The organism is Mycobacterium colombiense (assembly GCF_003284975.1).
GTDB classification, from domain to species: Bacteria; Actinomycetota; Actinomycetes; order Mycobacteriales; family Mycobacteriaceae; genus Mycobacterium; species Mycobacterium europaeum_A.
Genome location: NZ_QMEU01000005.1, coordinates 100,386 through 127,048 on the forward strand (window position 1 = coordinate 100,386; position 26,663 = coordinate 127,048).

29 protein-coding genes and 1 pseudogene are annotated in these 26,663 nt (G+C 65.2%); 19 read left to right on the plus strand and 11 right to left on the minus strand.

What is annotated here, in order from left to right; genetic code table 11:
* Positions 1 to 2: 2 nt before the first annotated feature.
* From DQP58_RS03705 to DQP58_RS03715, 3 genes are read right to left on the minus strand one after another with little or no spacing between them, the layout of a single operon-like run.
* Positions 3 to 1,586 (minus strand): bifunctional 3-(3-hydroxy-phenyl)propionate/3-hydroxycinnamic acid hydroxylase, encoded by a 1,584-nt coding sequence (locus DQP58_RS03705; protein ID WP_112707148.1) that lies wholly within the window; start codon positions 1,584 to 1,586, stop codon positions 3 to 5.
* Positions 1,583 to 2,521 (minus strand): fumarylacetoacetate hydrolase family protein, encoded by a 939-nt coding sequence (locus DQP58_RS03710; protein WP_112707149.1) that lies wholly within the window; start codon positions 2,519 to 2,521, stop codon positions 1,583 to 1,585. Before DQP58_RS03710 ends, DQP58_RS03705 begins: the two co-directional genes overlap by 4 nt.
* The gene (locus tag DQP58_RS03715; protein ID WP_112707150.1) at positions 2,518 to 3,660 is read right to left on the minus strand and encodes a VOC family protein; all 1,143 of its coding nucleotides are present in this window, start codon (positions 3,658 to 3,660) and stop codon (positions 2,518 to 2,520) included. The genes DQP58_RS03710 and DQP58_RS03715 overlap by 4 nt, the downstream gene beginning before the upstream one ends.
* A gap of 110 nt (positions 3,661 to 3,770) precedes the next feature.
* Here DQP58_RS03715 and DQP58_RS03720 point away from each other — a divergent pair, with 110 nt between their 5' ends.
* Together DQP58_RS03720 and DQP58_RS03725 are read left to right on the plus strand one after the other, a co-directional pair.
* Entirely contained in the window at positions 3,771 to 4,490 is a 720-nt protein-coding gene (locus tag DQP58_RS03720; RefSeq protein WP_112707151.1) for a TetR/AcrR family transcriptional regulator, read from the plus strand.
* 171 nt (positions 4,491 to 4,661) lie between these two features.
* On the plus strand, positions 4,662 to 4,850 hold the full coding sequence (locus DQP58_RS03725) for a hypothetical protein (RefSeq protein WP_112707183.1): 189 nt from the start codon (positions 4,662 to 4,664) through the stop codon (positions 4,848 to 4,850).
* A gap of 165 nt (positions 4,851 to 5,015) precedes the next feature.
* Here DQP58_RS03725 and DQP58_RS03730 read toward each other — a convergent pair whose 3' ends face one another.
* Entirely contained in the window at positions 5,016 to 5,384 is a 369-nt protein-coding gene (locus DQP58_RS03730; protein WP_112707152.1) for a VOC family protein, read from the minus strand.
* 63 nt (positions 5,385 to 5,447) lie between these two features.
* Here DQP58_RS03730 and DQP58_RS03735 point away from each other — a divergent pair, with 63 nt between their 5' ends.
* The 3 genes and pseudogenes from DQP58_RS03735 (at position 5,448) to DQP58_RS03740 (ending at position 6,733) form a co-directional block, all read left to right on the plus strand.
* Positions 5,448 to 5,906 carry a MarR family winged helix-turn-helix transcriptional regulator gene (locus DQP58_RS03735; RefSeq protein ID WP_112707153.1) on the plus strand — a complete coding sequence of 153 codons (459 nt, stop codon included), beginning with the start codon at positions 5,448 to 5,450 and terminating at the stop codon, positions 5,904 to 5,906.
* A 32-nt stretch (positions 5,907 to 5,938) separates the two neighbouring features.
* A pseudogene (locus tag DQP58_RS26700) lies at positions 5,939 to 6,150 on the plus strand (NAD-dependent formate dehydrogenase); the annotation flags it as partial.
* Between the two features lie 115 nt (positions 6,151 to 6,265).
* The gene (locus DQP58_RS03740) at positions 6,266 to 6,733 is read left to right on the plus strand and encodes a PaaI family thioesterase (RefSeq protein ID WP_112707154.1); all 468 of its coding nucleotides are present in this window, start codon (positions 6,266 to 6,268) and stop codon (positions 6,731 to 6,733) included.
* 407 nt (positions 6,734 to 7,140) lie between these two features.
* Here the strand turns inward: DQP58_RS03740 and DQP58_RS03745 are convergent, their stop codons facing one another.
* Both DQP58_RS03745 and DQP58_RS03750 read right to left on the minus strand, forming a co-directional pair.
* Positions 7,141 to 7,509: a YciI family protein gene (locus tag DQP58_RS03745; protein WP_112707155.1), complete on the minus strand. Its 369-nt coding sequence runs from the start codon at positions 7,507 to 7,509 to the stop codon at positions 7,141 to 7,143.
* 151 nt (positions 7,510 to 7,660) lie between these two features.
* Positions 7,661 to 8,383, minus strand: coding sequence for an NAD(P)-dependent oxidoreductase (locus DQP58_RS03750; protein ID WP_112707156.1), 723 nt, complete (start codon positions 8,381 to 8,383; stop codon positions 7,661 to 7,663).
* 75 nt (positions 8,384 to 8,458) lie between these two features.
* Here DQP58_RS03750 and DQP58_RS03755 point away from each other — a divergent pair, with 75 nt between their 5' ends.
* Positions 8,459 to 8,950 (plus strand): MarR family winged helix-turn-helix transcriptional regulator, encoded by a 492-nt coding sequence (locus tag DQP58_RS03755; RefSeq protein WP_112707157.1) that lies wholly within the window; start codon positions 8,459 to 8,461, stop codon positions 8,948 to 8,950.
* Positions 8,951 to 9,009: 59 nt separating this feature from the next.
* Here the strand turns inward: DQP58_RS03755 and DQP58_RS03760 are convergent, their stop codons facing one another.
* Positions 9,010 to 9,702, minus strand: a complete 693-nt coding sequence (locus DQP58_RS03760) for an HXXEE domain-containing protein (protein WP_112707158.1) — start codon at positions 9,700 to 9,702, stop codon at positions 9,010 to 9,012.
* A 74-nt stretch (positions 9,703 to 9,776) separates the two neighbouring features.
* On the opposite strand from DQP58_RS03760, the gene DQP58_RS03765 reads away from it, so the two are divergent.
* From DQP58_RS03765 to DQP58_RS03790, 6 genes are all read left to right on the plus strand, one after another.
* Positions 9,777 to 10,412: a TetR/AcrR family transcriptional regulator gene (locus tag DQP58_RS03765; protein WP_112707159.1), complete on the plus strand. Its 636-nt coding sequence runs from the start codon at positions 9,777 to 9,779 to the stop codon at positions 10,410 to 10,412.
* A 212-nt stretch (positions 10,413 to 10,624) separates the two neighbouring features.
* The gene (locus DQP58_RS03770) at positions 10,625 to 11,629 is read left to right on the plus strand and encodes an alpha/beta hydrolase (RefSeq protein WP_165827788.1); all 1,005 of its coding nucleotides are present in this window, start codon (positions 10,625 to 10,627) and stop codon (positions 11,627 to 11,629) included.
* A gap of 1 nt (position 11,630) precedes the next feature.
* Complete coding sequence (locus tag DQP58_RS03775) at positions 11,631 to 12,479, plus strand: SDR family NAD(P)-dependent oxidoreductase (protein ID WP_112707161.1); 849 nt, start codon at positions 11,631 to 11,633, stop codon at positions 12,477 to 12,479.
* Between the two features lie 24 nt (positions 12,480 to 12,503).
* Positions 12,504 to 13,424, plus strand: coding sequence for a reductase (locus DQP58_RS03780; protein WP_066868895.1), 921 nt, complete (start codon positions 12,504 to 12,506; stop codon positions 13,422 to 13,424).
* Complete coding sequence (locus DQP58_RS03785) at positions 13,421 to 14,923, plus strand: flavin-containing monooxygenase (protein ID WP_112707162.1); 1,503 nt, start codon at positions 13,421 to 13,423, stop codon at positions 14,921 to 14,923. The genes DQP58_RS03780 and DQP58_RS03785 overlap by 4 nt, the downstream gene beginning before the upstream one ends.
* Before the next feature lie 13 nt (positions 14,924 to 14,936).
* Complete coding sequence (locus DQP58_RS03790; protein ID WP_112707163.1) at positions 14,937 to 15,851, plus strand: MerR family transcriptional regulator; 915 nt, start codon at positions 14,937 to 14,939, stop codon at positions 15,849 to 15,851.
* A gap of 53 nt (positions 15,852 to 15,904) precedes the next feature.
* Here DQP58_RS03790 and DQP58_RS03795 read toward each other — a convergent pair whose 3' ends face one another.
* Positions 15,905 to 16,507, minus strand: a complete 603-nt coding sequence (locus DQP58_RS03795; RefSeq protein ID WP_112707164.1) for a TetR/AcrR family transcriptional regulator — start codon at positions 16,505 to 16,507, stop codon at positions 15,905 to 15,907.
* A gap of 164 nt (positions 16,508 to 16,671) precedes the next feature.
* Between DQP58_RS03795 and DQP58_RS03800 the strand changes: the two genes are divergently transcribed.
* Together DQP58_RS03800 and DQP58_RS03805 are read left to right on the plus strand one after the other, a co-directional pair.
* Positions 16,672 to 17,598, plus strand: a complete 927-nt coding sequence (locus tag DQP58_RS03800) for an NmrA family NAD(P)-binding protein (protein ID WP_112707165.1) — start codon at positions 16,672 to 16,674, stop codon at positions 17,596 to 17,598.
* Positions 17,599 to 17,667: 69 nt separating this feature from the next.
* Positions 17,668 to 18,438 (plus strand): DUF899 family protein, encoded by a 771-nt coding sequence (locus DQP58_RS03805; RefSeq protein WP_205869325.1) that lies wholly within the window; start codon positions 17,668 to 17,670, stop codon positions 18,436 to 18,438.
* Between the two features lie 171 nt (positions 18,439 to 18,609).
* Here DQP58_RS03805 and DQP58_RS03810 read toward each other — a convergent pair whose 3' ends face one another.
* Positions 18,610 to 19,962, minus strand: a complete 1,353-nt coding sequence (locus tag DQP58_RS03810; protein ID WP_112707167.1) for a salicylate synthase — start codon at positions 19,960 to 19,962, stop codon at positions 18,610 to 18,612.
* A 349-nt stretch (positions 19,963 to 20,311) separates the two neighbouring features.
* Between DQP58_RS03810 and DQP58_RS03815 the strand changes: the two genes are divergently transcribed.
* Complete coding sequence (locus tag DQP58_RS03815) at positions 20,312 to 20,524, plus strand: hypothetical protein (RefSeq protein ID WP_112707168.1); 213 nt, start codon at positions 20,312 to 20,314, stop codon at positions 20,522 to 20,524.
* A gap of 278 nt (positions 20,525 to 20,802) precedes the next feature.
* Positions 20,803 to 22,044, plus strand: a complete 1,242-nt coding sequence (locus DQP58_RS03820) for a sodium-dependent bicarbonate transport family permease (protein ID WP_112707169.1) — start codon at positions 20,803 to 20,805, stop codon at positions 22,042 to 22,044.
* A 17-nt stretch (positions 22,045 to 22,061) separates the two neighbouring features.
* Here DQP58_RS03820 and hemW read toward each other — a convergent pair whose 3' ends face one another.
* A complete protein-coding gene (gene hemW, locus DQP58_RS03825) occupies positions 22,062 to 23,234 on the minus strand; it encodes a radical SAM family heme chaperone HemW (protein WP_112707170.1) in 1,173 nt (390 codons plus the stop codon).
* Positions 23,235 to 23,458: 224 nt separating this feature from the next.
* Here hemW and DQP58_RS27550 point away from each other — a divergent pair, with 224 nt between their 5' ends.
* From DQP58_RS27550 to DQP58_RS03840, 3 genes are all read left to right on the plus strand, one after another.
* The gene (locus DQP58_RS27550; RefSeq protein ID WP_353852123.1) at positions 23,459 to 23,524 is read left to right on the plus strand and encodes an Ms4527A family Cys-rich leader peptide; all 66 of its coding nucleotides are present in this window, start codon (positions 23,459 to 23,461) and stop codon (positions 23,522 to 23,524) included.
* A gap of 115 nt (positions 23,525 to 23,639) precedes the next feature.
* Positions 23,640 to 25,307 carry a nitrite/sulfite reductase gene (locus DQP58_RS03835; RefSeq protein WP_112707171.1) on the plus strand — a complete coding sequence of 556 codons (1,668 nt, stop codon included), beginning with the start codon at positions 23,640 to 23,642 and terminating at the stop codon, positions 25,305 to 25,307.
* On the plus strand, positions 25,304 to 26,047 hold the full coding sequence (locus DQP58_RS03840; RefSeq protein WP_112707172.1) for a phosphoadenylyl-sulfate reductase: 744 nt from the start codon (positions 25,304 to 25,306) through the stop codon (positions 26,045 to 26,047). The genes DQP58_RS03835 and DQP58_RS03840 overlap by 4 nt, the downstream gene beginning before the upstream one ends.
* A 66-nt stretch (positions 26,048 to 26,113) precedes the next feature.
* Here the strand turns inward: DQP58_RS03840 and DQP58_RS03845 are convergent.
* A partial coding sequence (locus tag DQP58_RS03845; protein WP_114149350.1) for a TOBE-like domain-containing protein occupies positions 26,114 to 26,663 on the minus strand: 550 nt, incomplete at its 5' end.

Consider the following 26,663-nt stretch of genomic DNA (forward strand, 5'->3'; position numbering starts at 1 on the left):
TCCTATTCGTAGTGGGTCGGTCCGGTACGCGGTGAGGTGTCCGACGCCTGGTCCACCAGGAACGGCGGGACAGCGCGGCACAGGGCGGTGAGATCGCGGCCGGCGAGCATGACCGTGCGGTCGGGTCGGATCACCGCGGCCTTGACGTGGTGGCGGTTCAGCCAGTGGGCCAGCTCGGACCCGGCGGCGGCGTGGACCGTACGGGCGCCGCGTGCCGCCACGATGTCCTGCTGCGACGGGGTCAGCTCGACGGTGGTGATCACACCGAAGCCTGAACCCACTGCGTCGTCGAGCCGACAACCGTTGCCCAGGACTGCATTTGGGCAGAGCCGCCCCGTGATACGGCGGGTGGTCGGGGTGCGCTGCACCAGCGCCGAGGACCGTAGCGGTGGGGTCTGCGAATCGGTGATCTTCGCCCGTAGTCCGGGCACCAGGTGCAGGCGGGGCAGCACGACGGCGCGCGCGGGCGCGCCGAGCCCGCCCCCAAACGTCATGGCGCGTCCGACATTGAGCGCCAGGGCGATCATGGCGCGGGCGTGCGGCCGCCGTTCGGCTTCGTAGCTGTCGAGCACGCTGGGCGCGAGACCTCGGCGTTGGACGGCGGCGATCTTCCACGCCAGGTTCATCGCGTCGCGCAGTCCCGCACCCATGCCCTGACCGATGAACGGCGGGGTGAGATGGGCGGCGTCGCCGAGCAGGAAAACGTTCCCACGCCGCCAGCGGTCGGCGATCTGAGCGCGGAAGGTGTACTCGGCGGCCCGCATCACGCGCAGGTCCGCGTCGGCAACGTGTCGCGTCCACGGGGCGATCAGCGGCCGCAGGGCGGCGAGGGTGGCGTAGTCGTCGACCGATTCGTGATCGAGCAGGGCGAACTCCCAGCGGTACCTCGTGGGCCCGATCCGCATGTAGGTCCCCGCCCGATCTCCGTCGCAGACCTGATGCACGCCGTCCCACTGCTGCAGGTCGGCGGTGGTGGTGATGTCGACGACCAGCCAGCGCTGGTCGAACTTCAGGTTGCGCATCGACGTGCCGATGGCGCCGCGCACCGTGCTGTTGGCGCCGTCGCAGCCCAGCACGTAGTCGGCGCTGATCGTCGACTCGAGGTTGGTCATGCGGTCGCGGATCCGCACGTGCAGCGGACCTGCCGCCGCGCTTGCGGTGACCCCGAGGACCTCGACGTCACCGCGGAGTCGGGCGCGCGGATACCGGGCGAGGTTGCGGCGGAGCAACTCCTCGAGTTCGGGTTGGTCGAACATGCTTGCCGCTGGAAAGCCGTTCTGGGTCGCCGGGGCGTCACGCCGAAATTCGGCCATTACCTTCAGATTTCGGTCCACCAGGCGCAGACCGCGGGCGGGACGGGAGATCGCGGCGAAGTCTTCGGCGATGCCGAGCCGGGCCAGGATGCGGTAGACCTCGTCATCGATGTGCACGGCGCGCGGCTGCGGATAGACCTGCGGCCACCGGTCCAGCACCAGGGTGTCCACCCCGTACTGCGCCAGCAAAGTCGCCGCGGTGATACCGGTGGGACCGCCGCCCACAATGGCCACCGAAACGTGTTCGGTGGGCGCGCCGTTGGGGGCGCTCATGCGTGGCGCACCGCCAACCTCTGGGTGCCGAGATCGATGGCGCCGTCGTCGGTGGCAATGGAGGCCTCGACGACGTCGCCGTGCTGCAGATACTTCGGGTTCTTTGCCTGTCGGGAGAAGAAGGCTTTCCACTTGATGGCCGGTGGTAGCAAGTTGCCGATGATCTCGATTGGCTTGGGCGGGGCCGTCAGCGCGGTGCCGGCCGGGGTGCCGGTGAGGATCAGATCGCCGGCCGCAAGGTCTTGGAAACGGGTCAGCGATTGCAGTGCTTGGAGCGGCCGGTAGAGCATGTCACCGTCGACGACCGAATTCTGACGTTCCTCACCGCTGACGCTCAGGCGCAGCCGCAGGTCGCCGAATCGGGCCAGCTCGGTAGGGTCGAGGAGCACCAGCGCCGGGCCTACCGGGGTGAAGGTCGGGTACGACTTCGCCTCGTAGAACTGCGTTTGCGGCAGTTGGATGTCGCGAGCGGACACGTCATTGGTGATGGTCAGACCGGCGATGTACTCGGCCAGGTTCGCGTCGGTGATGGTGGTACCCACCGGGATGTCGCGCCCGATCACGAGGCCGATTTCGACCTCGTAGTCCAGCAGACCCACATGTGGCGGGCGGACGATCTCGCCGAAGGGCCCGGTGATGGACGCCGAGGACTTCCGAAAAAAGGTCGGCGGCACTGTCTTTGGGTCCATACCGGCATCGACGACGTGGGATTCGAAGTTGGTCATCTGGGCGACGACGCGGCATGGGGTGGTCACCGGGGACAGCAGTTGAAGTTGGTCGAGGGCGAGGGTGCCAGCGGTGGCGGCCGCCGCGTCGATCGCGGCTCTGTCGGCGAGGAGTTCGGCTGTGGTGGCGGCGCTGGTGTTGATGCGGGCGGCGCCGGTGGGGCTTTGCACCCACCAGCCGTCCGCGGTGCGGAGGACGGAAACGGTCACGAGATCGCTACTTTCAGTAATCCGACGAGCCGGTTGAGGTCGAATTCGTTGTCCGCGCGCAGGGCGGTGAGCATCGCGGTCACCTGGTGGCGGGCCGCGCGGGGGTCGGCGTCGAGGAAGTCTTTGGTCGCCGGTGGTCCCCACTGCGCCAGGCCCGATGCGGTGAAGGGGGCCCAGCCGGGTTCGAGGGTGTTGTCGAACATGTCACCGTCGGTGAAGTGCTCGACGAGGAAGCCGTCCGGGTCGCGCCAGTAGTCGAACAGTTGGCTGCCCTGGATGTGGCGACCGATGCCCCAGGACCGGTGGTAGCCGCGTTCACGGAGGTACTCGCCGCCGGCGGCCAGCGCGTCGAGATCGCTGACTTCGTAGGCGGAGTGGATGTAGCGGTTGGCCGGACCGAGCGCGAGGGCGAGGGTGTGGTGGTCGGCCGGGGTGGTGCCGCGGTCGCAGCGGATGAAACTCATTGCCGGGCCGCGGGCGCGCTGGCCGGGGAAGAACAGGAAGTCGCTGACGATCATCCCGAAGGTGTCCAGATACCAGTTGAGTGTGCGCAGGTAGGTGGTGGACTGCAGCACGACGTGACCGAGGCGCTGCACGCGGGCGGGCACGCGCGGCGGCCGCACGGTGGCATTGATCCGCGCGTGATCGGGACCGGTGTTGCAGACCTGCGGTACCTGGGCGGGTTGGGCCGGCAACGCGTGAAGACCGGCGACGACCTTGACCGCCATGCCGCTGGGATCAGTCAGATGCACCGCCACTCCCCCGATCGATTCCGGGAGCGGCTGCAGCGAGGCGCCGGTTTTGTCCGCCAGCCGCACCAGGTCGACCTCGTCGGCCGCACGCAAGGCGAGTCCGGCAAACCGGGTGCGCTGCCCCCGGCGCAGAATCACGCACGGAGCACCGGCGTTGGTGCCGCGGAGCTGCAGTTGCTGGGGATCGCGGAGCGCGATGCCGAACCCAAAGGCCCGGGCGAAGGCCTCCGCGCGGACCAGATCCGGCTTGGCGAATTCCAGCCAGGCGATGTCGGCCACCCGAATGATCGGATCCCGCGACCGGCCGGGATGCTCGCCGCGCAAGGCACCCTGATCGCTATGCAGACCCGTGTGCCCGTCGCTCATCGGCGTCACCGTTTGTGCCATGCGTTGACCTTCTCCCTACGATCTGACGAAATCGTCACATACGTACAAAAGCTCAGTCAAGGGTTTTGACGATATCCTCAGAATTGAGCCGAACTGATAACCTGTGGCCCATGAACATGCCCGAGCGCGATGCCGCTGAGTCGTCGAACACGCCGGTCAACCGCCTAGAACGACGCAAGATGCGCACCCGCAACGCTCTGGTGCGGGCGGCGAAAGGGTTTATCGCGCAGGGCAAACTCAGCGTTCCCATCCTGGAAATCACCCAGGCTGCCGATGTGGGTATGGGGTCGTTCTACAACCACTTCTCGAGCAAGGAGGAGCTGTTCGCCGCCGCCGTGACCGACGCCCTCGATGACCTCGGTGCTCTGCTCGACGGCTTCACCGGATCGATCTCGGACCCAGCCGAAGCTTTTGCCGCCAACTACCGCCTGAGCGGGCGACTGTTCCGTTACCGCCCGCAGGAGGCCGCGCTGCTGCTGGCGCACGGCGGCTCGCTCATCCTGTCCGACCGCGGATTGTCTCCGCGAGCCCGACGCGACATTGCCGCGGCGATCGACCAGAGGCGGTTCACGATCGGCGATCCCGAACTGGGCTTGGCCATCGCCGGCGGCATGTTCATCGGCCTGGCCACGCTGCTGCGGGAGCGTCCCGAACGTGACACCGACGCCACCGTCGACGCGGTCGCCGAACGTCTCCTGCGGACGCTCGGCATGACGCCCAAACAGGCCAGCACGTTGTGCCGCAAGCCGCTGCCCGACATCTCGTCATTGCGCGAATCGCCCGTCGACTGGCCCACTCCGATAGCACCCGACCCGATCGACCCAAACTGAAAACACGTTCGCCTCCGCGCGAACCCGACACCTCCTCGCGCTGCGAACGCGCACCGGCGCGGTTAACATCGGTACATCCTCCTGCGGCACAGCCAGCAGCCGCAGTTCGTTATTTCGCCGGGGACTCAGGACCTTACAGAAGCCTGCCCTCACATGATCCAAGGAAACTTCATGAGCGACCCGCTGTTTGCCGGCTTTTCGGACGCCGGCTGGGATCACGCACCATGGGATGTCGAACCGACATTCTCGGCCGAAGAAATGCAAACCCTGCTAAATCCGGAGCTGTCGGTCGCCGAGGCTGCCGACCGCGTGGGCTGCGTCGAACACGACGTCCGACGCTTACGGCGAGCCGCCTCCTAGCCCCAGTGCATTCACCAAAACGGCCGGCTACTGGGCGCTGCGCTCGGCGCTCTATGTTTAATCCTGATCGCCGGAGCCGACGTCTTATTGCGAGACGTGAACTGCTCGCGCATCGCCAAATAGCATTGGCCCTTCATGCAATTTCGTCCGGTGGCGGTTTTTCGATCAGGCGCGGTCGTGGAGCGTGACATGGTAGCCGTCGAGGTCGGCGAAGGTGAATGTCCGGCCGAAGGGGCCGTCGATCGGCGCGGAGACGATGGCGTGACCGTCGGCGACGAGCGCATCGTGGATGGCCTGGACCTCGGTGGCGTGGAACCAGATCGCGGTACCGATGCCGGGCTGAGCAACGGATGCGAGGTCGGTGCCGGGAAGGACGTCGCGGAGTGCGAACGCGATCGGCTTGGTCTCGAAGACGACGGCGTGCGGAGGTCCGGCCTGTGAGCGGACGAGGCCGAGGTACTGCTCGTAGAAGGCCTGCGACGCGTGGAGATCGCGCGCTTGCAGCGAGATGAAGTCGGGACCGGTGGCAGGCATGAGGAAACTCCTTCGGCTTATGTCAGTTTTCTGACACACGTCACTGTATGTCAGAATGCTGACATGAGTCAAGGCGGTGTGGGCGTCGACTTGGAGACGTCACTGGGCTACGTGCTGAAAGAGGCGTCGAGTGCACTTCGCGCAGCCATGGAGGAGGTGCTGAGGCCACTCGGGATGAGCGTGACGCACTACTCGTGCCTCGAGTTGCTGGCTCAGCGCCCGGGCTTGTCGAATTCGGAGCTCGCGCGGGGCGCGTTCGTGACACGGCAGTCGATGAACGTGCTGCTCCAGGCTCTGGAACGAGACGGCTTCGTGACCAGGCCCGCGGAGGCGCCCGTCGGGAAGGTCCTTCCCACCCGGCTCACACCCCGCGGCCGACGGAGCCTCGAGAAGGCGTCGGCGGCGGTCCGTTCCGTCGAGGTCAGAATGGTGGCCGGCCTTAGCGAGGCCGAGCAGTCAGACGCGTTCCGGATCTTGCAGAGCATGGTCCATTCCCTGCGCGACGGGAAAGACGGCGCGTAGCTCGTTCTTTCGCGATCCAGGGGCCTGCATGTCCGCAGGCGCCGCCGCCCGAGCATCCGTGATGTCGAATAACGATATGGCACCGCGTCTTTCGGGCGCCAAGCTGTCCGCTCAAACGCGTTACGCCGCCGGCACCTGGGAGACTCTGCGAGACTGGTTCGCCGGGAAGCCCATCCGTCCCGAGTACCTGATCGTCGAAGTCAGAAGGCTCGCGGGCACCGGGACACTGTCCTATCGGAACTAGTCCGGCCCACCGGTCGTCGGGGTCGGCGGGCACGGGTGAACGCACCGGGCGGTGCGGACGTTTATCTATTCGGAGCGCCCGCGGTGACTGCGGGCCCCTACCGAGAGGAACACCTGTGGACGTCAGTGGATACATCGGCCTGTTCGGCGAACCGGGGGCGGCGCGCAGCGCCGCGGACTGGGTCGCGCACGCCAATAACAACCTGACGCCCAACCTTTCGGCATTGAACGCACAGTACCTGGACGGCGACCGCTCCGAGAAATGGTTGCGCATGGCGTATCACCCCGGCCCCGGTTCATTCAATTTCGCCAGCCTGAGCGGAGGGGCGATCGCGGAGATGTTGGATCAGACGGCGACGCACTGTGGTTCGCTGGTCACCGGTTATCCCTGCCCGACGCTGAGCATGACGGTGAACATCATGCGGGCCGGAAGGACGAAATCCTTCGTGGCGACCGGCCGAGTACTCAAACTGACCAAGACGAACGCTGTTCTGGCAGCGGACCTTGGCGACGACACTGGGCGCCGAATCGCCACGGGCACGGTCGTTTCGGCGCTCGTCACCGATATCGGCAGGTTGGCCTGAAGCCACGCTCGCCGACGGTTCGGGTGCTCAACTGGCGCTGGCCGGCGTCGACAGGGGATTCTTTTTGAGAGCCTCCTCCTACTGTAGGTTCTCGGCCTCTGGGCGAAGACCGACCCTCCCACCTGCGCGTTTGCAGGATTATCACCAAATGGCGGATGGCGTTTTCTCATCTTCGTAGCGGATCCGTGAACTGCACGATTGTGCAAGGTTACGACTATCGAGGCCTGCCGACGCGGCGTTCCACAGATCGTTGGGGTGCTGCGCGATCGCTGCATGTACCTGCGCCTGGGCTGCCCACCCCTTCGACTGCTCCACCGGGTGGTGTGGGAACCGCGCTATGCCGCGCATCTCCTTGGCACTGACAGATTCCGCGGCGATCGGCCTGCACGGCCGACCCGCTCCTCTGTTCAGGAGGGCCATCGCTGCTCTTCTGGCCCGGGCAGCGTTGACCATTCTTTCTTAAGATTCCAGCGACTAACACGCGGGATGCGAATCCCCGTGTAATGCAGCGGGTCACGGGCGACTATCTGTTCTGCGGCGGCTAGTGACTCCGCCCGCAGCACGTAAATTCCGTTTCCGGAGTTCTTTCCGTCCGGCGTCTCGAGGGGCCCGCCCATGACGAGGATTCCGTTGCTGGACAGCTGGGACAGGAAGCTCAGGTGTTCGCCGAGGCGCGCGAAGATCGCGTCCGGTTCTCGGTCGGCGAGTTCGCTAGAAACGAAGTAAAGCACTTCGTGGCTCGCGCCTAGAGTGGATTGCTGAGTACCAGTGGGCATTTGATTCCTTCCCGAATCAGCTGTCGATGTGTTTGTGGTCGGTTTGTCATTGATGCCGCTCCAGTCGCGGGTCGTCAGACGAGGTCTCGGCGAATCGCACGTTGTCGGTGTATCCGCGTTCGGGCAGCAGCGGTTTCGACAGGGAGCACTCTCAGGATGTGGGCACCGATCGCGCGCCCGAGTCACTGCCCGATCTCGCTTCCCGCCTAATCATTTGCCACAGGCTTGGAGTGTTTTCAGTGGTCGACACGATCACGGTGCGACGGACCGCCGCCGCGTCAGCGGCCACGGCCACCAGATAGTCGGCCAAATCAACGCGCGCAGTGAACGCACCGACGGGATTAACCTCTCCGCATAGGTACCGGGTGCGCTCGGGAAGATCGAACAGCCCCGATGGGCGAACAACCGTCCAATCGAGGTCGCTGCCACGCACGATCTTCTCCATGCGCCGGATGTCGTCATAAACAGTCTTGCCGATCGTGCGAGTCAGGACCGGCTCGATCAGCCGGAGCGACAATGGAACTCGCGACCGACGCACAGGAAATGCAGCTGTCGAGCTGACCACCACAAGGCGCCGGGTGCGCGCGCTGCGCATGGCGGTCACGATGTTTCCGGTTCCGAGCGAGTATGTGTCTACTTTGCCCCGAGTGAACGTGACACCCAGCGTTGACACCACCGTATCGACACCCTCGACGAGCGGCCGGACCGCCGCGGCATCCCGCACATCAGCCCCGGCGACGGTCAGCCTCGGCCCTGCCAGCGGGAACTCACCTGGCCTTCGGGTCACCGCGACCACATCATGGCCGGCGCCGAGAGCGATCGCAGTCGCCAGCCGGCCGGTTTGGCCATTGGCTCCAAAAATGACCAGCTTCATGACTTCTCCCCTACTATGCACTATTAATGATTATCACTATAGATGATTATCATATGGGTTGCTAGACTCCGGTCTATGACGAGGGTCGCAAAAGGCATCGCCAGCCTCGATGAACGCATCCCATTTCTGTTGTCGCAGTTGGGCTCCTACGTGGCGGCCGAGTTTCAGCGCCTGATCGCAGACAGCGGTGTGCAACCGCGCACCTATGCGGTGCTGGCTGCGCTGGCTGCGCGCAATGGCCAGTCGCAACGCGAGTTGGCGTCGCAGCTGAGCATCCACCGCAATGTGATGGTCAACATCATTGACGCGCTGGAAGCCGATGGCCTGGTGCAACGCAGGCCGCATCCCGCTGATCGCCGGGCGTTCGCGATCACCCTGACCGAGCGGGGCCACCGACTTCTGCTCAAGCTGGATGGTTCCGCCCGCGCGCTCGAAGATGCGGTCACCGCCGACCTTTCGGCACGCGAACGCGACACCCTGCGCAGCCTATTGCAGCAAGTCGCCCGCAGCGCCGGACTGATATCGGGCGTGCACCCTGGATTGTCTGACGATCTCGCAACCTGCTGATCCGGTGGTCACAACACGGGGCACATACGCCAGCGCGCACGGGCGTCAACGCGCCGCGGTCAGACTGCCGCGGTGTCGGCCGCCAACGCCAGAAGCGGGATGAGTGCCACAGCGAACCCGAGAACAGCCATAGCGGTCACCCGGCGGTCCCCGACCAGCTTGTAGAGCAGGTATGGTCCCGCGATCCAGTACAGCTGAGCGGTGATCAGTCCGGGGAAGTAGGTGCCGAGCATGATGCTCCACCACGTGTGCGCGATGGCGTTGCCGATCGCGCCGTAGAAGATGAAAAACATGGCGGGAACGATTGCGAAGCGCAGCCGAGTCGTCAACGCGACCACGCAGGCGACGAGCATAACCGCGTAGGCGCTCATGTTGACCGAGACGAAGGCGTCATTCGAGTAGGGAGCCCCACCGTAGAGCTCGGCGAAGTGGGTTCGAAAGCCGGTGACGAATTCCTCGGTGAAGTGAACGAATTGCACGGCCAGGACACAGCAGAAGGCCGGCAGGAATTTGTTGACCGTGGGCAGCGGCAGCCGACTTCGATAGCACCACACAAACAGCAACCAGGTGGCGACGACCCCTGGGATGAAGGTGACTTTCAGGCTGGCCCCATGGCTGGCAAGCCAGAACCCGACGCCCATGGTCAGAGCGATCAGCGTGCCGGGCACGAGGTCCCGCCTGGCGATGGCGCGATCGCCAAGCGCGCCGGCAACGCGCGAATCCAATTGGTCGGCGATCGGCTGAAACGACATGATGGCTCCTAAAACGAATATTCGTTCTTTATACTGAAACGAGCGTTCGCTGTCAATGTAGAATCACTGGTGATATGCCGAAAGTGACCGATGAGCACGTCGCGGCAAGGCGCCGCCAGATCTTGTCAGCGGCGCTTGCTTGCTTCGCGCGCGATGGGTTCCACCGCACTACGATGCAGGAGATCTTTAAAGAATCCGACCTCAGTCCGGGTGCGGTCTACAGCTATTTCGAAGGCAAGGACGACCTCGTACGCGCCATCATCGCCGAGACGATGGGGTTCCTCACTCAGGCGGCGACGGTGATCACCGAAGCCCTGCCTGGTGGCCGTCTGCGCCGGCCCGGCGAAGCGTTGGCAGAATTGATAGAGCAAAACCGCAACGTCGAACTGGGCACCGTCGAACAGCGCGCCCGTATCTTCCCTCACCTGATCGGGGAACAACAGCGCGACCCGGAACTCAACGCCGCCGCCCGCGCTGGGCTATCGCGCCTACGCGACGGCTTTGCGACACTCGCGCACGCCGCGCAGGAGCGCGGCGAACTCGCCGCGGCGATCGACCCCGATCAGTTCGGGCGGCTGGCTATGTCGCTGCTGCAGGGTGCCTTGATCCAGATCAGCGTGTACGGCGACGATATGGACGTCGACGCCTATGTCCGCACGGCCGTCGCACTGCTTGACACGGCGCACGAGTCCGCTACCCGCCAAAGTTGACGCTGGGCGTCCCGGGTGCCGTGACGTAGTGGCCCGCGGGATTTGGGATTGGAGGCTCGCGCGTAGGCACTCTCGGCGGATTCGCCTGCACTCGCCATTCTTGTGAGAAATTCGCCATCCAAGATGAACACCTACAGCGGCAGAGGACTACCAGCTCCCAAGCACCAAAGCTGCCATTGACCAATGTCACCATTTGGTGTTGACTGCGTTGCATGACGGACGGCGTTCCGGCTCGTGGGTCATTGCGATCCCGCGGCGCGGCAGCGGTAAGTACGTACACCCTGCGGCCGATCACCAGCGTGATCCCGCCCGAGCGGGCCTGGGGTCTGTGGTTATCACGCCAAATCGTCGCCAGGATCATGGGGACGTTCGGCCCCTCGCTCGCGGGCACCCGCGTCGAATCCGTCGACACCAGGCTGCCCAACGGCCGGCGCGTCAAGGGTGAATGGGTCTATGGACCGCGCACGCCCACCAGCGGCACCGAGCGATCGTCGACGAGCGAGGGTGCGATCTACTACGTGCACGGCAGCGGCTACGCCGTGTGCTCGCCAAAGACCCACCGCCGCTTGACATCCTGGCTATCGGCCCTGACCGGGCTGCCGGTGTTCTGCATCGACTACCGCCTCGCCCCGAAGCATCGCTTCCCCACCGCGGCCGACGACGTCCGAGCCGGCTGGGACTGGCTGGTCGACGCCTGCGATGTTCCGCCGAAACGCGTTGTGATCGCCGGAGATTCGGCGGGCGGTCACCTGTCGGTGGACTTGCTGCTGCAACCCGGGGTCGAGCATCCCGCCGCCATGGTGCTGTTCTCGCCCCTGTACGACCTCACGTTCGAACTGGCGCTGGCCCGCGAGCGGATACGCCCCGATCCCGCCACCCGGGCGTCGAACGCGGTCCGCCTCGTCGGCCTCTACCACAACGGCATCGACCTCACCCACCAACGGCTGACGCTCGACGTCGCCGGTGGCCCCGCACTCCCACCGACTCTGATCCAGGCCGGTGGCGCTGAAATGTTGCAGGGGGACGCGCGCCAGCTCGCCGCCGACATCCAAGCCGCCGGTGGCAGATGCGAACTGCAGATCTGGCCCCATCAGGTCCATGTCTTTCAGGCGCTGCCGCGCATGACACCGGAAGCCGCCAAGGCGATGGCCTACGTCGCGCGCTTCATCGCGCACGCCCTGCAGGACGCGCGCGCCGTCACCGAAGGGACCCGCTGACATGTTGGACAGACTCCTCAACAGGCCGAAAACCAGCCAGGGCGCCTCGGCCGTGGTGACCGGCGCCGGCAGCGGCATCGGTGCCGCGTTCGCCATCGAACTCGGCAAGCGTGGCGGCGCGGTGGTGTGCAGTGACATCGACCAGGACGCCGCACAGCAAACGGCGGACGCGATCACCAAGCGGGGCGCCAAGGCGACCGCCATCCGTTGCGACGTATCGAGATTCGAGGACGTTCAAGCGTTGGCCGAACAGTCGCAGGCCTGGTTCGCGGCGCCACCCACGCTGGTCATCAACAACGCCGGTGTCGGCGCCGGCGGTGCGGCCATCGGCGATGCGCCGCTGGACGATTGGGAGTGGACCCTGGGAATCAATCTGTGGGGGCCCATCCACGGCTGCCACGTATTCGCCCCGATCCTGCGCGAGGCCGAGCGGGTACGCGCCCCCCGCGGCATCATCAACGTGGCCTCAGCCGCGGCGTTCGGAGCGGCGCCCGGCATGGCCGCCTACAACGTCAGCAAGGCCGGTGTGCTCTCGCTCTCGGAAACCCTTTCCGCCGAACTGGCCGGCACGCCGGTGCGGGTCACGGTGCTGTGCCCCACCTTCGTCAAGACGAACATCCTCGAATCCGGCCGAATCAGCGAGCAATCCAGCGAACTGGCCGCAAAACTGATGCGCTGGACCGGACTATCCGCCGAGAAGGTCGCCCGGGACTGCCTGGACGCTCACGACCGCGGCGAACTGTACTGCATGCCGCAATTCGACGCCAAGATCGGCTGGAACATCAAACGGCTTGCCCCACAGACCTATACGCGTGCGACCGGCCTGGTGTCCCGCATTAACCTGCCCTGATCACCGAACGAAAAGGAGCTCCCGATGGCCATCGACATGGAAGCCATGCTTGCCAAGATCAAAGACCGTCAGTGGGCACTCGCCGACATCGACTGGGATGCGCCCGGCGCCGAACTGATCAGTGACGAACAGCGGCCACAACTCAAGGCTTTCATGGCCGACCTGTGCTGGATCGAGAACATCGGCGCCAGGGGCTTCGCGGCACTGGCGAAGAAGGCACCCACACCGACCATCGCCGAGATCTATCGCTACTTCCACGCCGAGGAGCAGCGCCACGCCAACGCCGAACTGGCGCTGATGAAACGCTGGGGCATGCTCGAAGACGGCGAGATCCCCGAGCCGAACGTGAACATACGACTGGCGATCGACTGGTTGGACCGCTGGGCCGACGACATGCCGCTGTCCCTGCTGGGCACCGTCATTCCGATGCTCGAAGTCGCACTGGACGGTGCCCTGTTGAAATTCCTCCTCGACGAGGTGCACGACCCGCTTTGCCACCAGGTTTTCGAGAAGATCAACAATGACGAATCGCGCCATCTGGTCGTCGATTTCGAAGTTCTCGACATGATCGGACACGCGAAGATCCGACGGTTGCTGATCGACTTCGTCGGCCACAATGCCACTCCGGGCCTCATCATCGGTGCGATCATGGGCGCGCCGCTGATCAACAGGATCCGCAACGAGATCACCGCGATGGGCATGGAGCCAGAACGCCTCTACCGGGCCGTAAAACGATTCAAAGAGCTTGGTGACCGCGGCGAAAGCACCAGGCGGGTACCGACTTACCGTTTCCTGAGGCGCTACGCCGGAGTGGTCACCAACCCACGCCACCCGTACCACCTGCTGGCGAACTCGATGGTATGGCTTTCCGACCGATACCCGCGGCCGCTGCTGCCGTCGGTACCCACCTGGGTCGGCGAACTGACCCACGAGCCGGCGGCATGACCGTGGCAAACAACCGCGCCCACGCGGCGCTCATCATCGGGGCAGGCTTCACCGGACTGGGCGCGGCCATCCGCCTGGCCGAGGCCGGCGTCGACGACGTCGTGCTGCTCGAGCGCGCCGACCGCGTCGGCGGGACCTGGCGCGACACAACGTATCCCGGCGCCAGCTGCGACGTCCCGTCGCTGCTCTACTCCTACTCCTTCGTCAAGAACCCGACCTGGTCACGCACCTACTCACCCGCCCCCGAGATCTACCGGCACCTCGAGGAGATGGCGAACAGGTTCGACATCCGCAGCCGCATCAGGTTCGGCCACGAAGTCAAGGACTTGACCTTCGACGACGAAGCCGGCATCTGGACTGCGACCACCAAGAACCGCAAGAGGTTTCGCGCGCGCACCGTCGTGCTCGCCTCGGGTCCCTTGTCCGACGTCAGTTTCCCCGACATCCGGGGCCTGGACAGCTACCGCGGACACAAGATTCACAGCGCACGCTGGGATCACGACTACGACTTCGCCGGCAAGCGGGTCGCGGTCATCGGTACCGGCGCCAGCGCCATCCAGATCATCCCCGAGCTGGTCAAGCGGGCCGGATTCGTCAAGGTCTTTCAGCGCACACCGTGCTGGGTATTGCCACGCTTGGACGTAGCCACCCCGCCGGCCGTGCAGTCGTTGTTCACCAAACTCCCTGCTACCCAACAGCTTGCGCGCCAGGCACTGTACTGGGGCCACGAGGCAAGCGCCACGGCCCTGGTGTGGGACACACCGCTGACGTCGCTGGTCGCCCGGCTTGGCCGGGCCCACCTGCGCGCCCAGGTGAAGGATCCTTGGCTGCGCCGCCAGCTGACACCGGACTTCCGGCCGGGCTGCAAGCGCATGCTGGTGTCCAGCGACTACTACCCTGCGCTGCAACGCCACAACTGCAAGCTCATCGACTGGCCGATCGCCACGGTGAGCCCCGTCGGCATTCGCACCAGCGACGGCATCGAGCACCCCCTCGACTGCATCGTCTTCGCCACCGGGTACGACGTACATCTCACCGGTCCACCCTTTCCGGTCACCGGGCTCGGCGGTCGCTCGCTGGCCGCCGAGTGGGCCGACGGCGCACAGGCTTACAAGAGTATCAACGTGCACGGGTATCCGAACCTGTTCGTCATGACCGGTCCCAACTCCGGACCGGGCCACAACTCGCTGCTGGTCTACATCGAGGGTCAGCTCGACTACGCCGTGCGCGGCATCACCACCATCCTCAACGACGACCTGCGTTATCTCGACGTGCGTGACGAGGTCCAGCGTCGGCACAACGAGGACCTTCAGCGCCGGCTCACCAAGACGACCTGGATGTCGGGGTGCCGCAGTTGGTACCTCACGAAGGACGGATTCAATGGGTCGATGTACCCCGGTTTCGCGACGCAGTATCTTCGCCAGATGAGGGATTTCCGATACGAGGACTACCAGGCGGTGGCACGCCGCGCCCAGACCCAGGCCACCGCGTCGGCCTGAGGGCCGCACTGACATGGCCACCGAGCGCGCACCGCGGCCCGAACCCGGCACCATCGCCGGCGTGCTGCACAACGTGCGGCGCGCACCCAAGCGCGTGCGGCGCCAATCGCGGGAATACCGCCAACTCATCGAGGGCGCGGTGTCCCAGCTGTTCGAATCCGCCGTCCGGCAGCCGCACGGCGACGCGAACTCCGGTGAGTACCGCATCGACGACCTAGCCAGGCTGGCCGGCACCACCACCCGCAACATCCGCGTCTACCGTGACCGCGGGTTGCTGCCGCCCCCGCTGCGGGTGGGGCGCATCGCCCTGTTCAACGACACCCACTTGACCCGGCTGCGGCTCATCACCTCGATGCTCGACCGCGGATACAACATCGCGCACGTGCGAGAAATGCTGAGCGCGTGGGAGGAAGGCAAGAACCTCGGCGACGTGCTGGGTCTGGAAACCGCCATCGTCGGCACCTGGACGACGGAGAAGCCGGAAACCGTGTCGCTGGCCGACGCGCAGCGACTGGTCGACGACGCCGATGCGTTCGAGCGCCTGGTGGCGCTTCAGGTGATCCGGATCGATGGGACGCAGGCCACCATCACCCGCCCGAAACTCATCGAGGCGTTCAACGAAATCCGCGGCTACGGCGTCAAATTGGACAAGCTCATCGACCTACACGAACAGATCGTCCCCGAGATCGACAAGATCAGCGACATGCTGGTGCGCGCCGGCGCCGAACACGTGCTCGACCGCATCAAGCCCGGCGAACCGCTACCGGCCGACGCCGAAATCGCCGAGCTGATCACCATGTTGGTGCGCTTCCGCACGCAAGCGGTCGCGACCGTCACCGCCACACTCGCATCCTCGATCGAATCCAACATCGAGTCGCTCGTCGGCCGCATTTTGGCCGATTACCTCGAATCGGGCTCGTCGGTCTGACACTGTTCGCGCGCACCTCGGGCCGAGCGCGCGATCACCGTCGCGCCAGAATCTCAGTGACGGTCCTCGGGCCCTCTAGCGGCTTCATCGATCAAAATCGCCGCGGCTGATTGCGCGTAAACCATCGGCGCGGTGTCGTTGAGTGTGGTCGCTAACGCAACTGCTCCCTCGAAGAGCACCGCGAGCTGATTACCAAGTAAGGACGCGTCGTTGACTCCTACTTCGGCGCAGGTATCAATCAAACGCGCGATGAAGGCGTCTTTGTGGGCGCGGACGATGCCATGTACCTCCGGCAACTTTCCGGCCGCCTCGACAGCGGCATTGTGGTATGGACACCCGCGAACGAGTTTCTCTTTCCCGCGCTCGAACACCGCCAGCAACCGGTCCCGCGGCGCGAGCCCTGGCTTGTCGAGCGCCCGCTCTCGGGGCACCGCCCGGTTGGCATCGGCATCGCGCAGATATGCCGCAACAATGTCCTCTTTGCTTGAAAAGTGTTTGTATAGAGTTCTTTTGGACACATGTGCATGCTCGGCGAGCTGGTCGACTCCCGTCGCGTGGATGCCGTCGCGGTAGAAAAGCACTCGCGCGGAGGCCACTATCCGATCGCGGGCCCCGCGCCCGCCGCGATCGAAGGCCACTCGCGAGGCTCGGTCCATACTCTTCACAACCGCAAGTATACCGAACTGTTTACATCCGGAGCGCTGCGCGGTAACGTCGACACAACAAAGTAAACAGGTCGGTATACATTCGTGGCGATCATCGTCCGCGGTGAGGTGACGGATCCCTGTATACCGTCGCGATCGAAGGGAAGTGGTTCGGCATGCCAAGCGATGGGTTGTTTCTTATCACCGCGGCGACCGGGAAGACGGGCATGCCCGCCGCTGCAGCTCTGATTGAGCGTGGACTGCGTGTCCGAGCGTTGGTGCATCGTCTTGATGAACGAACTGATCAGCTCACCGCCTTGGGTGCGGAAATCGTGCAGGGCGATCTGCTCGATTTAGATGACGTCAGTTCGGCTCTCGCAGGCGTCGATGGCGCGTATTTCTGTTTCCCTATCGATCCCGGCCGGTTGCTGGAGGCGACGGTCATCTTCGCCCAGGCTGCCACCGAGGCCGGCGTCCGCTCGGTCGTTAACATGTCCCAAATATCGGCCCGCCGCCACGCCACCAGTCACGCGGCACGCCAACACTGGCTGGCGGAGCGGTTGTTGGATCGCACCACATTCATCACCACCCACATCCGGCCGACGTTCTTCGCTGAATGGCTGACAATGCAGTGGTCACGGCGCAACGACGAAGCAGTGCTACGACTACCGTTCGGCGCCGGACGTCATGCACCGATAGCTGCGGCCGATCAAGGACGCTTCGTCGCCTCCGTCCTCGCTAACCCCGAACCGCACAACCGTCAGATCTACCCGTTGTGCGGACCAGTCGAATTGAACCACTACGAGATCGCCGACAAGCTTTCTGGGTTACTCGAAATCCCAGTCCGCTACCAGCCGGTCGAGATCCCCGAATTCGCCGCGGCATTGAAATCTCAAGGCCGCAGCCCGTTTCTGGTGCAGCACCTCAGCAGCGTCGCCCAGGACTACCGCGACGGCATCTTCGCCGGCGCCAACAACCTCATTGAGGTCGTCACCGGCACGCCGGCGATGACCGTCGAAGAGTTCGCGCGGGCCAACAGGACGGCTTTTGACGGCCCGGGCCTCGCCGGTCGTCTAGGCGAGGCACAGGCCAAGGCGAACTGACGTTGGCGAGCAGTGCTTGCACCGCGTCCGCCACGGCGATGTAAACCGCATAGCAAGAAAGGACGAGACATGGCACCCAAGGGCAGTCCACGCGATATGAATGCGTGGCGGAATACGCTGCGCGACAGCAACATCAAGTTCCCGGGTGAATCGGCTGAGTACCGGCGCGCTCGCAATCAGTTGTTGGAGACAGAAGATGCGCTACGGCGGCTCAGCGAACAAGTCGCCGCCCAGCGCCGGGCGCTTCCGGTGGGCGGTCTGCTGGCAGAGGACTACGTTTTCGAGTCCGCGGCCGATGGGAGCAGAATCAGGTTCTCGGAGTTGTTCGCGCCGGGTAAAGACACGCTGGTCATCTACCACATGATGTTCCCGCGTTGGTCCAGAGACGCACGCGCGGGGGCTGCCGGAGGTCAAACGGCGTTGCTGCCGCTTGCCGAACAACCTTGCCCGTCATGCACTTCGGTCGTTGACGGCCTCAACGGTCCGGCCACACATATCGCCGACCGGGTGAACCTCATCGTGGTCGCCAAGACAGATCCCGCTCGCCTGGGCAGCTATGCGCAGGAACGCGGCTGGCACAACGTGCGGCTGCTGTCTTCGCGCAACAATACCTTCAACCGCGACTATCACGGCGAAACGCCCGACGGCGAACAGCTCCCGGTGCTCAACGTGTTTTCACGCGACGAAGACGGAATCCGCCACCGCTGGTCGAGTGAGCTGACGTTTGTGCGTGGCGACAATAGCCCCATCGACCCCATCTGGCCGATCTTTGGCCTTTTGGACCTCACTCCCAACGGGCGCGGAGAAACAGCTACCTACCCGTCATTGCAATACGAATAGAAGACAGGCTTTGACGGCCTTCATGGCTATCGAACAGCGGGCAGACCACGGTCGCCGGTCTCCAAGATGGCACGCGAGCGAACCGGGCAAATAAGGCCGAAAGTCCGTACGGCACCAATCGTGACGCAGAAAGCACCGCGCGGCCGGCCGATCGGGATTACCGATTAAAAGCTATTGGCGCGCAATCAGATACGGCGCCAACGTGGACAGCTTCTCGCAGGTCTCTTCGAACTCGCGATCGGGTGTGGACTCTTCGATGATGCCCGCACCCGCCCGCAGCCACGTTTTCCCGTCGCTTTCGTAGGCCGCCCGCAACGTCAGCGCCGCGTCCAGGCCGCCGTCGGCCGAAATCATCACGACCGCACCAGAATACAGCCCCCGCGGGCCCTCGTCGAGGCGCATGATCGCTTCGACACCACCGGCTTTCGGGATGCCCGACGCGGTGACCGCCGGGAACAGCGCTTCGAGCGCGTCCATCCGGTCGTTCGAGGTGTCGAGCCGACCGCTGACCGTGGAGCCGAGGTGCTGCACGCTCCCCCGTTCCCGCACGGTCATGAAGTCGGTGACGACGGCGGTACCGGGCTCGGCGATCTCGGCCATTTCCTGCAGCGAGCTTCGTACCGAAATGGCGTGCTCGACAATCTCTTTGGAATTCGACTCCAGGTCGTCGCGGGCCTGGCGGTCATGGACCTCGCCGCGCCCGAGCGCGCGGGTACCCGCCAGCGGCTCGGTCACCACGACGCCGTCGTGGTGCACGGCTGCGACCAGTTCGGGGCTGTAACCCACGGCGCGAATTCCGCCCAGCCGCAGCAGAAACGACCGCACCGGGGTGTTGTGCCGCCGGGCCAGCCGATAGGTGGACGGGAAATCGAGCGGGAAAGGCACTTCGAGTGAGCGAGAAAGGATGACCTTGTGGTAGCGGCCCGCGGCGATCTCGCCCACGGCCGCCGCGACCCGATCGCGATAACGGGACGGGTCGGCCACCACGTCGACCGCCGAGGCGGCGCGCACGCCGGGCACGCCGTCGCCGAGCACACCCAGGACTGCGTCCCGGTGGTCGGCCGAGGTACCGAACAGGCGGATCCCCTCCCGGGTCACCACGATGCGGCCGTTCGGCCAAAAGACCCTAGCCAGTGGGGTTCCCGGCGCCAACCGCTGCTGCAGCCCGTAGCGGTAGACGCCGAATTCGAAGGCGATCCAGCCGAAGAGCTGGTCGGTCTCCAGCAGCAGCCGGTCGATCGCTTCGCCGAGAACCGGGCCCGGCCGGCCCGACCATTGCTGGCATTGCGTCACGCCGTCGCGGATCACCCGCAGCTCGTCGCTGTCCAGCTCGATCATGGCGCGCACGCCGGTGGCGAGCACCCATTCACCACCGCGCTCATAGAGCAGATACTCTTCCCCGACGCGCTCGGATAGCACCACGGCCAACTCGGCCGCCAGGTCCGCCGGGTCGATATGCACGGGAAGCGGGATCGACGGCGACTCAGAGCCGGCGGAACTTGTCTCGACGCTGACCTCGGTCACGGTTAGTAAATGTAGCCTAACCTATGTAGCTGTGCGCAACCGCTCCCGCCAAGTGGCCCCGCGATTGCCCCGTTCAGCTAAAACTCCCGCGGAGTTAAAGCCTCGGCCGGCCCGCGGCCGAGGGGCCGTGCATGGCGAGATGCCGGTGCCCGCGACCCGTTCACGCAGCTAGAGCCATGCAAGCGACGCCGCCGGGGTGCCGACCATGCGTGCCCCTGTGACGATCGCCCCTCCAAAGGTTTCCCAAGCGTTTACGTCGCGGCCGCACAAGATGTCGCTGCGCCAGCCAGACTTTTCCTAGCGCGCGCACTGTCGCCGGAGCCCGCATCCGCCGGATCGGAGGAACACGATGTTCATCATTCGGCTTTTCAACGGCGAGGAAGTGCATGCGAGCGAAGGCGACGAGCTCGAAATCAATCCACAAACCGGGGTGCTTTCGGTTTCCCGGGTCGACGGCTTCGAGGAAATAACCACGCATTACTCGCCGTCGGCGTGGCTTTCGGTGACGCACCGTAAAAAGGGGGTCGGCGCGCGACCCTCGCTCGTCCCGTCGGCGCGTTGAGCCGAATTTGACTACACAGTAAACACACAGCACCTTCACACCAAACTCGCGGCCGACGCTGTACCCTCGCGCGCGCGTTTCCGCCCCGCCGATTTCGCCGTGAGCAGCAGTTTTGCCGGTTATCAACAGCGTCGCGACACGACGCCGCCCTGTGTGCTTTCAAGTGGCGACGAGTTGGCGGCGGGGATAAATTCTTCACGGTCGTCGGGATGTTTCGTGGTTGCTCCGCTTGCGGACGGTGCTTCCCCAGATCAGCGCTTAAACCAACGGAGGCATCGATGCTGCAAGAGTTCTGGCACAACTTCACCCATAACCTGTTCAAGCCGCTACTGCTGTTCTTTTACTTCGGATTTCTGATTCCCATCCTGAAGGTGCGGTTCGAATTCCCCTACGTCATCTATCAGGGATTGACGATGTACCTGTTGCTGGCCATCGGCTGGCACGGCGGGGAAGAGCTCGCCCAGGTCAGCGCGTCCAGCGTCGGGGCCATCCTGGGCTTCATGGTGTTGGGCTTCGTGCTGAACTGTCTGATCGGCGGGCTGGCCTATTTGGGGCTCAGCCGCCTGAAATCGCTACGCAAAGTCGACCGCGCGACCATCGCCGGCTATTACGGGTCTGACTCGGCGGGAACCTTCGCCACTTGCGTGGCCGTCCTGGCCGCGGTGAATATCGCTTTCAACGCCTATATGCCGGTGATGTTGGCCGTCATGGAGATTCCGGGCTGCCTGGTGGCGCTGTATTTCGTTGCGCGACTGCGCCACCGGGGCATGGACTCCACCGGCTATATGCCCGACGAGGCAGGCTACACACCGCCGGTCAAGGTCGGGGTCGGCCCGGGCACCGCCGCGCGCCCTCCTCACGGCCAGAGCCTGGAGAGCCAGGAGGAAGCGGCCATCGAGCAGGAGCTGGAGCTCTCGCTGGAAAAGCTGGAGCATCCGGATTGGGAGCCCGACCAGAGCCCGCCGCGCCCGAAGGGCAAGCGGGTGCCCATCTTCTCCCGGGAGCTGTTTCAGGAAGTCTTCCTCAATCCCGGCCTCGTCCTTCTGATGGGGGGCATCATCATCGGTCTGGTCAGTGGGCTGCAGGGACAGAAGGTCGTGGCTGACGACGACAAATTCTTCGTGATGGCCTTCCAGGGCGTGCTGTGTCTATTCCTGCTCGAGATGGGCATGACGGCGTCGCGCAAACTGAAGGACCTTCGCACTGCGGGACCCGGATTCATCGTGTTCGGCCTGGTGGCCCCGAATGTCTTTGCGACGCTGGGCATTATCGTCGCCTGCAGCTACGCATCGCTGACCCACACCGATTTCAAGACCGGGACCTACGTGCTGTTCGCGGTCCTCTGCGGTGCGGCCTCCTACATCGCCGTCCCCGCGGTCCAGCGTCTGGCGATCCCGGAGGCCAGCCCGACGCTGCCGCTGGCCGCCTCACTGGGTCTGACGTTCTCCTACAACGTCACCGTGGGCATCCCGCTCTACATCGAGATCGCCCGCGTCTTCGAGCGCTGGTTCGGGGTCTGACCGCGCCGACGACGCCGCTACCCCAGGATCGTTCGCACCACGGCGTCGGCCAGCAGCCGTCCGCGCGGAGTCAGCACCAGCCTGTCACCGTCGGGCACCAACAGCCCGTCTGTGACCACGCCCTCGGCGCGGCCGCGCTCGGCGGAACTGAGCAGGCCAACCGGAAGTCCTTGGCGTAGACGCGTTTTCAACAACACGTCCTCGGTGTGTACGGCGTCGGCATCGAGCTGCTCGAATCCGGCCACCGGCAGCTCCGCGGCGCTCAACCTCTCCGCATACGCGTTGGGATGCTTGACATTCCACCACCTCGTCGTGCCGAGGTAGCCGTGCGCGCCCGGTCCGGCACCCCACCACTGACCGCCGTCCCAGTAGCCCAGGTTGTGGCGGCATTCACCGCCGGGTCGCGACCAGTTGGAGACTTCATACCAAGACATGCCGGCCTGCGACAGCCGCGCGTCGACCATTTCGTAGCGGTGGGCCAGCACGTCGTCGTCCGGTGGGGCCAGTTCGCCGCGACGGACCCGCCGGGCCAGCGCGGTGCCCTCCTCTACCACCAGCGCATAGGCGGACACGTGATCCACGCCGGTCTCGATCGCCGTGTCGACCGAGCGCAGCAGGTCATCGTCGGACTCCCCCGGAGTTCCGTAGATCAGATCGAGGCTGACGTGCTCGAAGCCCGCCGCCAAGGCTTCGCGGGCGGCGGCCGCGGACCGGTTCGGGGTGTGAATGCGGTCGAGGACGCCCAGCACCCTCGGCGACACCGACTGCATCCCCAGCGACACCCGGGTGAAGCCGGCCGCGCGGATGGCATCGAAGAAATCCGGCCAGGCCGACTCGGGGTTGGCCTCGGTAGTGACCTCGGCGTCGGCCGCCAGCGTGAAGTGGCGGCGCAGCGTGTCCAGCAGCGTGGCCATCCGCGCACCGCCCAGCAGCGACGGCGTGCCGCCCCCGACGAACACGGTGGTCACCGGCGGTGCCTGCAACCGCGCGGCGGCCAGTTCCAGTTCGGTCCCCAGTGCGCTCAGCCACGCGTCGGGGTTGACGCCGCCCAGCTCAGCGGGGGTGTACGTATTGAAATCGCAGTAACCGCATCGTGTTATGCAAAACGGAACGTGCACATAGATGCCAAACGGGCGCCCAGCGTCCACCCCGATGTCGGGCAGCTCGACCGGTTTTTCGCGAATGGCCATGCCAAATGATCCCACGACGAGCGGGGTGACCCGGGCCCGTCGACCCCGCCTGAGCCGCAGCCGCTCGCGCCGCTTCGCCGCATGATCCTGCTGGGCATTCGGGGGGATCGCTTGGACTTGGCCGGTAGTTATAATCACCGTGAGCCAAGATTTGACCTGCTCGCATGGCCCTTCGGCATCCATGGCACAATGGAGGCGTGACTGTCGACCAGCCCGGCCCGCACATGGTGCTCGTGGCGCGACGGCACATTGATCTCAAGCGCGTTTGCAGCTGTATCTGTCTGCCTTGACGTGGTAGACCCAGCCCCCCTGTGTCTCCAGCTGGCAGACGGTTTTGCGCCGCCCGAAAGTATCGGTGAACTGTGCTCGCCGCGCTGGCGATCTTTGTGAAGGAGAGAACTTCCGATGACCACCGCCCGACCCGCGAAGGCCCGTAACGAGGGCCAATGGGCACTGGGAAATCGTGAGCCGCTGAACCCAAACGAGGAGATGAAGCAGGCCGGCGCCCCGCTGGACGTGCGGGAGCGCATCGAGACCGTCTACGCCCGCAACGGCTTCGACAGCATCGACAAGAGCGACCTGCGGGGGCGTTTCCGCTGGTGGGGGCTGTACACCCAGCGCGAACAGGGCTACGACGGCACGTTCACCGGCGACGACAACGCCGAGTTGCTGGAAGCCCGGTACTTCATGATGCGGGTGCGCTGCGACGGCGGCGCGCTGTCGGCGGCCGCACTGCGCACGGTGGGCCAGATCTCCACCGAATTCGGCCGCGACACCGCCGACATCACCGACCGCGAAAACGTGCAGTACCACTGGATCGAGGTGGAGAACGTCCCCGAGATCTGGCGGCGACTGGCCGCGGTCGGGCTGCAGACCGCCGAGGCGTGCGGCGACTGCCCTCGGGTGATCCTGGGCTCACCGCTGGCCGGTGAGTCGCTCGACGAGGTGCTGGACCCCACCTGGGCGATCGACGAGATCGTGCGCCGCTACATCGGCCAGCCCGACTTCGCCGACCTGCCGCGTAAGTACAAGACCGCTATCTCGGGTCTGCAGGACGTGGTGCACGAGGTCAACGACATCGCCTTCATCGGCGTCAACCACCCCGAGCACGGTCCCGGCCTGGACCTGTGGGTCGGTGGCGGGCTGTCGACCAACCCGATGCTTGGCCAGCGGGTCGGCGCCTGGGTGCCGCTCGAGGAGGTGCCCGAGGTGTGGCACGCGGTGACCTCGATCTTCCGCGATTACGGCTATCGGCGGCTGCGCGCCAAGGCGCGGCTGAAATTCCTGGTCAAGGACTGGGGCATCGAAAAATTCCGTGAAGTTCTAGAGACCGAGTACCTCAAGCGGCCGCTGATCGACGGCCCCGCCCCCGAGCCGCTGAAGCACCCGATCGACCACGTCGGAGTGCAGCGGCTCAAGAACGGGCTCAACGCGGTGGGCGTCGCCTCCATCGCCGGACGGGTGTCGGGCACCATCCTCACCGCGGTGGCCGACCTCGCCGAACAGGCCGGCTCGGACCGGATCCGGCTCACCCCGTATCAGAAGCTGGTCATCCTCGACGTGCCCGACGACAAGCTCGACGAGCTGATCGCCGGCCTGGAGGCGCTCGGCCTGCAGTCGAAGCCGTCGCATTGGCGCCGGAACCTGATGGCGTGCACGGGGATTGAGTACTGCAAGTTGTCATTCGCCGAAACCCGGGTCAAGGCACAGTCTTTGGTGCCCGAGCTGGAGCGCCGGCTCGCCGACATCAACGAGCAGCTCGACGTGCCCATCACCGTCAACATCAACGGCTGCCCCAATTCGTGCGCCCGCATTCAGGTCGCCGACATCGGCCTCAAGGGTCAGATGGTCGACGACGGAGAGGGCGGCTCGGTCGAGGGTTTCCAGGTTCACCTGGGCGGAAGCTTGGGCCTGGACAGCGGATTCGGCCGAAAATTGCGCCAGCACAAGGTCACCAGCGACGAGCTCGGCGACTACATCGAGCGGGTCACACGTAACTTCCTGAAATATCGCGGTGAGGGTGAGCGTTTCGCACAGTGGGCTATGAGGGCAGACGAGGACGATTTGCGATGAGCGAACGAACAACCAAGCTTCCAGAAGCCGAATTGCGGGCGCTTGCCGCCCGCGGTGCGGCCGAGCTGGAGGGCGCCAGCGCCGCCGACGTGTTGCGTTGGACCGACGAAACATTCGGCGGCATCAACGGGCCCCGCGGCTGGGCTACCTGCAATTACGTGGTGGCTTCCAGCATGCAGGAGGCCGTGCTGATCGATCTGGCAGCCAAGGTGCGTCCGGGTGTGCCGGTGGTGTTCTTGGACACCGGCTATCACTTCGTGGAAACCATCGGCACCCGTGATGCGATCGAATCCGTATACGACATCCGGGTGCTCAACGTCACTCCGGAACACAGCGTCGCCGAGCAGGACCGGCTGCTGGGTAAGGACCTGTTCGCGCGCGATCCCGGCGAATGCTGCCGGCTGCGCAAGGTCGCGCCGCTAGGCAAGACGCTGCGCGGATACTCCGCCTGGGTGACCGGGCTGCGCCGGGGTGAGACCGCCGCGCGCGCCAACGCCCCAGTGGTCGGCTTCGACGAAGGCTTCAAGCTCGTCAAGGTCAACCCGCTGGTCGAATGGTCCGACGAGGACGTGCAGGACTACATCGACGAGAACGGCGTGCTGGTCAATCCGCTTATGTACGACGGCTATTCGTCGATCGGCTGCCAACCCTGCACGGCCAAGCCGCTGGCCGGGGCCGATCCCCGCAGCGGACGCTGGCAGGGCCGGGCCAAGACCGAATGCGGTTTGCACGCGTCTTAGAAGTTCAACGTTCCATAGCGCGTTGGCGAATCGGATAGTGGTCGGCCCGCGGTTCTCGTGCGGCGACTACGCCGACGTCAGCGTGCTCTCATCCTTGTCGGCCTCGTCCGCACGACTTGCGTTGGCGGCCAGGGCGATCGGCGGAACCCGGGTGGCCCGCACGTAGACGGTGTCGCCGTCGCGCAGAGCCAGCGCCTCGGCGTCGCCGCGGGTGATCTGGGCGGTGAAGAATCCGCCGGTGGCCGCGCTGGTCAACTCGACCCGCACCTCGAAGCCCAGCGTCACCACGCGGTCGACGACGGCGCGCACCACCCCGACGGACTCGGCCGTGCCGTCACCGCCGGCGATCGCCATCTCGGGATTGCGGCCCACCCGGATATCGTGCGGGCGCACCAAAGTGCCGTTCAGGGTGGACACCGCACCGAGGAATGACATCACGAACGCGTTCGCCGGGGTGTCGTAAACGTCGGTCGGGGATCCGACCTGTTCGATGCGGCCCTTGTTCAGCACCGCGATGCGGTCGGCGACGTCGAGCGCCTCGGCCTGGTCGTGGGTGACCAGCACCGTGGTCACGTGCACCTCGTCATGCAGGCGCCGCAACCAAGCCCGCAGATCC

Bases quoted from the DNA above. Each gene is read 5' to 3' on its own strand.
- DQP58_RS03705 (WP_112707148.1), bottom strand. From the start codon at position 1,586: ATGAGCGCCCCCAACGGCGCGCCCACCGAACACGTTTCGGTGGCCATT.
- DQP58_RS03715 (WP_112707150.1), bottom strand. From the start codon at position 3,660: ATGGCACAAACGGTGACGCCGATGAGCGACGGGCACACGGGTCTGCAT.
- DQP58_RS03720 (WP_112707151.1), top strand. From the start codon at position 3,771: ATGAACATGCCCGAGCGCGATGCCGCTGAGTCGTCGAACACGCCGGTC.
- DQP58_RS03725 (WP_112707183.1), top strand. From the start codon at position 4,662: ATGAGCGACCCGCTGTTTGCCGGCTTTTCGGACGCCGGCTGGGATCAC.
- DQP58_RS03730 (WP_112707152.1), bottom strand. From the start codon at position 5,384: ATGCCTGCCACCGGTCCCGACTTCATCTCGCTGCAAGCGCGCGATCTC.
- DQP58_RS03735 (WP_112707153.1), top strand. From the start codon at position 5,448: ATGAGTCAAGGCGGTGTGGGCGTCGACTTGGAGACGTCACTGGGCTAC.
- DQP58_RS03745 (WP_112707155.1), bottom strand. From the start codon at position 7,509: ATGCCCACTGGTACTCAGCAATCCACTCTAGGCGCGAGCCACGAAGTG.
- DQP58_RS03750 (WP_112707156.1), bottom strand. From the start codon at position 8,383: ATGAAGCTGGTCATTTTTGGAGCCAATGGCCAAACCGGCCGGCTGGCG.
- DQP58_RS03755 (WP_112707157.1), top strand. From the start codon at position 8,459: ATGACGAGGGTCGCAAAAGGCATCGCCAGCCTCGATGAACGCATCCCA.
- DQP58_RS03760 (WP_112707158.1), bottom strand. From the start codon at position 9,702: ATGTCGTTTCAGCCGATCGCCGACCAATTGGATTCGCGCGTTGCCGGC.
- DQP58_RS03765 (WP_112707159.1), top strand. From the start codon at position 9,777: ATGCCGAAAGTGACCGATGAGCACGTCGCGGCAAGGCGCCGCCAGATC.
- DQP58_RS03770 (WP_165827788.1), top strand. From the start codon at position 10,625: ATGACGGACGGCGTTCCGGCTCGTGGGTCATTGCGATCCCGCGGCGCG.
- DQP58_RS03775 (WP_112707161.1), top strand. From the start codon at position 11,631: ATGTTGGACAGACTCCTCAACAGGCCGAAAACCAGCCAGGGCGCCTCG.
- DQP58_RS03780 (WP_066868895.1), top strand. From the start codon at position 12,504: ATGGCCATCGACATGGAAGCCATGCTTGCCAAGATCAAAGACCGTCAG.
- DQP58_RS03785 (WP_112707162.1), top strand. From the start codon at position 13,421: ATGACCGTGGCAAACAACCGCGCCCACGCGGCGCTCATCATCGGGGCA.
- DQP58_RS03790 (WP_112707163.1), top strand. From the start codon at position 14,937: ATGGCCACCGAGCGCGCACCGCGGCCCGAACCCGGCACCATCGCCGGC.
- DQP58_RS03795 (WP_112707164.1), bottom strand. From the start codon at position 16,507: ATGGACCGAGCCTCGCGAGTGGCCTTCGATCGCGGCGGGCGCGGGGCC.
- DQP58_RS03800 (WP_112707165.1), top strand. From the start codon at position 16,672: ATGCCAAGCGATGGGTTGTTTCTTATCACCGCGGCGACCGGGAAGACG.
- DQP58_RS03805 (WP_205869325.1), top strand. From the start codon at position 17,668: ATGGCACCCAAGGGCAGTCCACGCGATATGAATGCGTGGCGGAATACG.
- DQP58_RS03815 (WP_112707168.1), top strand. From the start codon at position 20,312: ATGTTCATCATTCGGCTTTTCAACGGCGAGGAAGTGCATGCGAGCGAA.
- DQP58_RS03820 (WP_112707169.1), top strand. From the start codon at position 20,803: ATGCTGCAAGAGTTCTGGCACAACTTCACCCATAACCTGTTCAAGCCG.
- hemW (WP_112707170.1), bottom strand. From the start codon at position 23,234: ATGGCCATTCGCGAAAAACCGGTCGAGCTGCCCGACATCGGGGTGGAC.
- DQP58_RS03835 (WP_112707171.1), top strand. From the start codon at position 23,640: ATGACCACCGCCCGACCCGCGAAGGCCCGTAACGAGGGCCAATGGGCA.
- DQP58_RS03840 (WP_112707172.1), top strand. From the start codon at position 25,304: ATGAGCGAACGAACAACCAAGCTTCCAGAAGCCGAATTGCGGGCGCTT.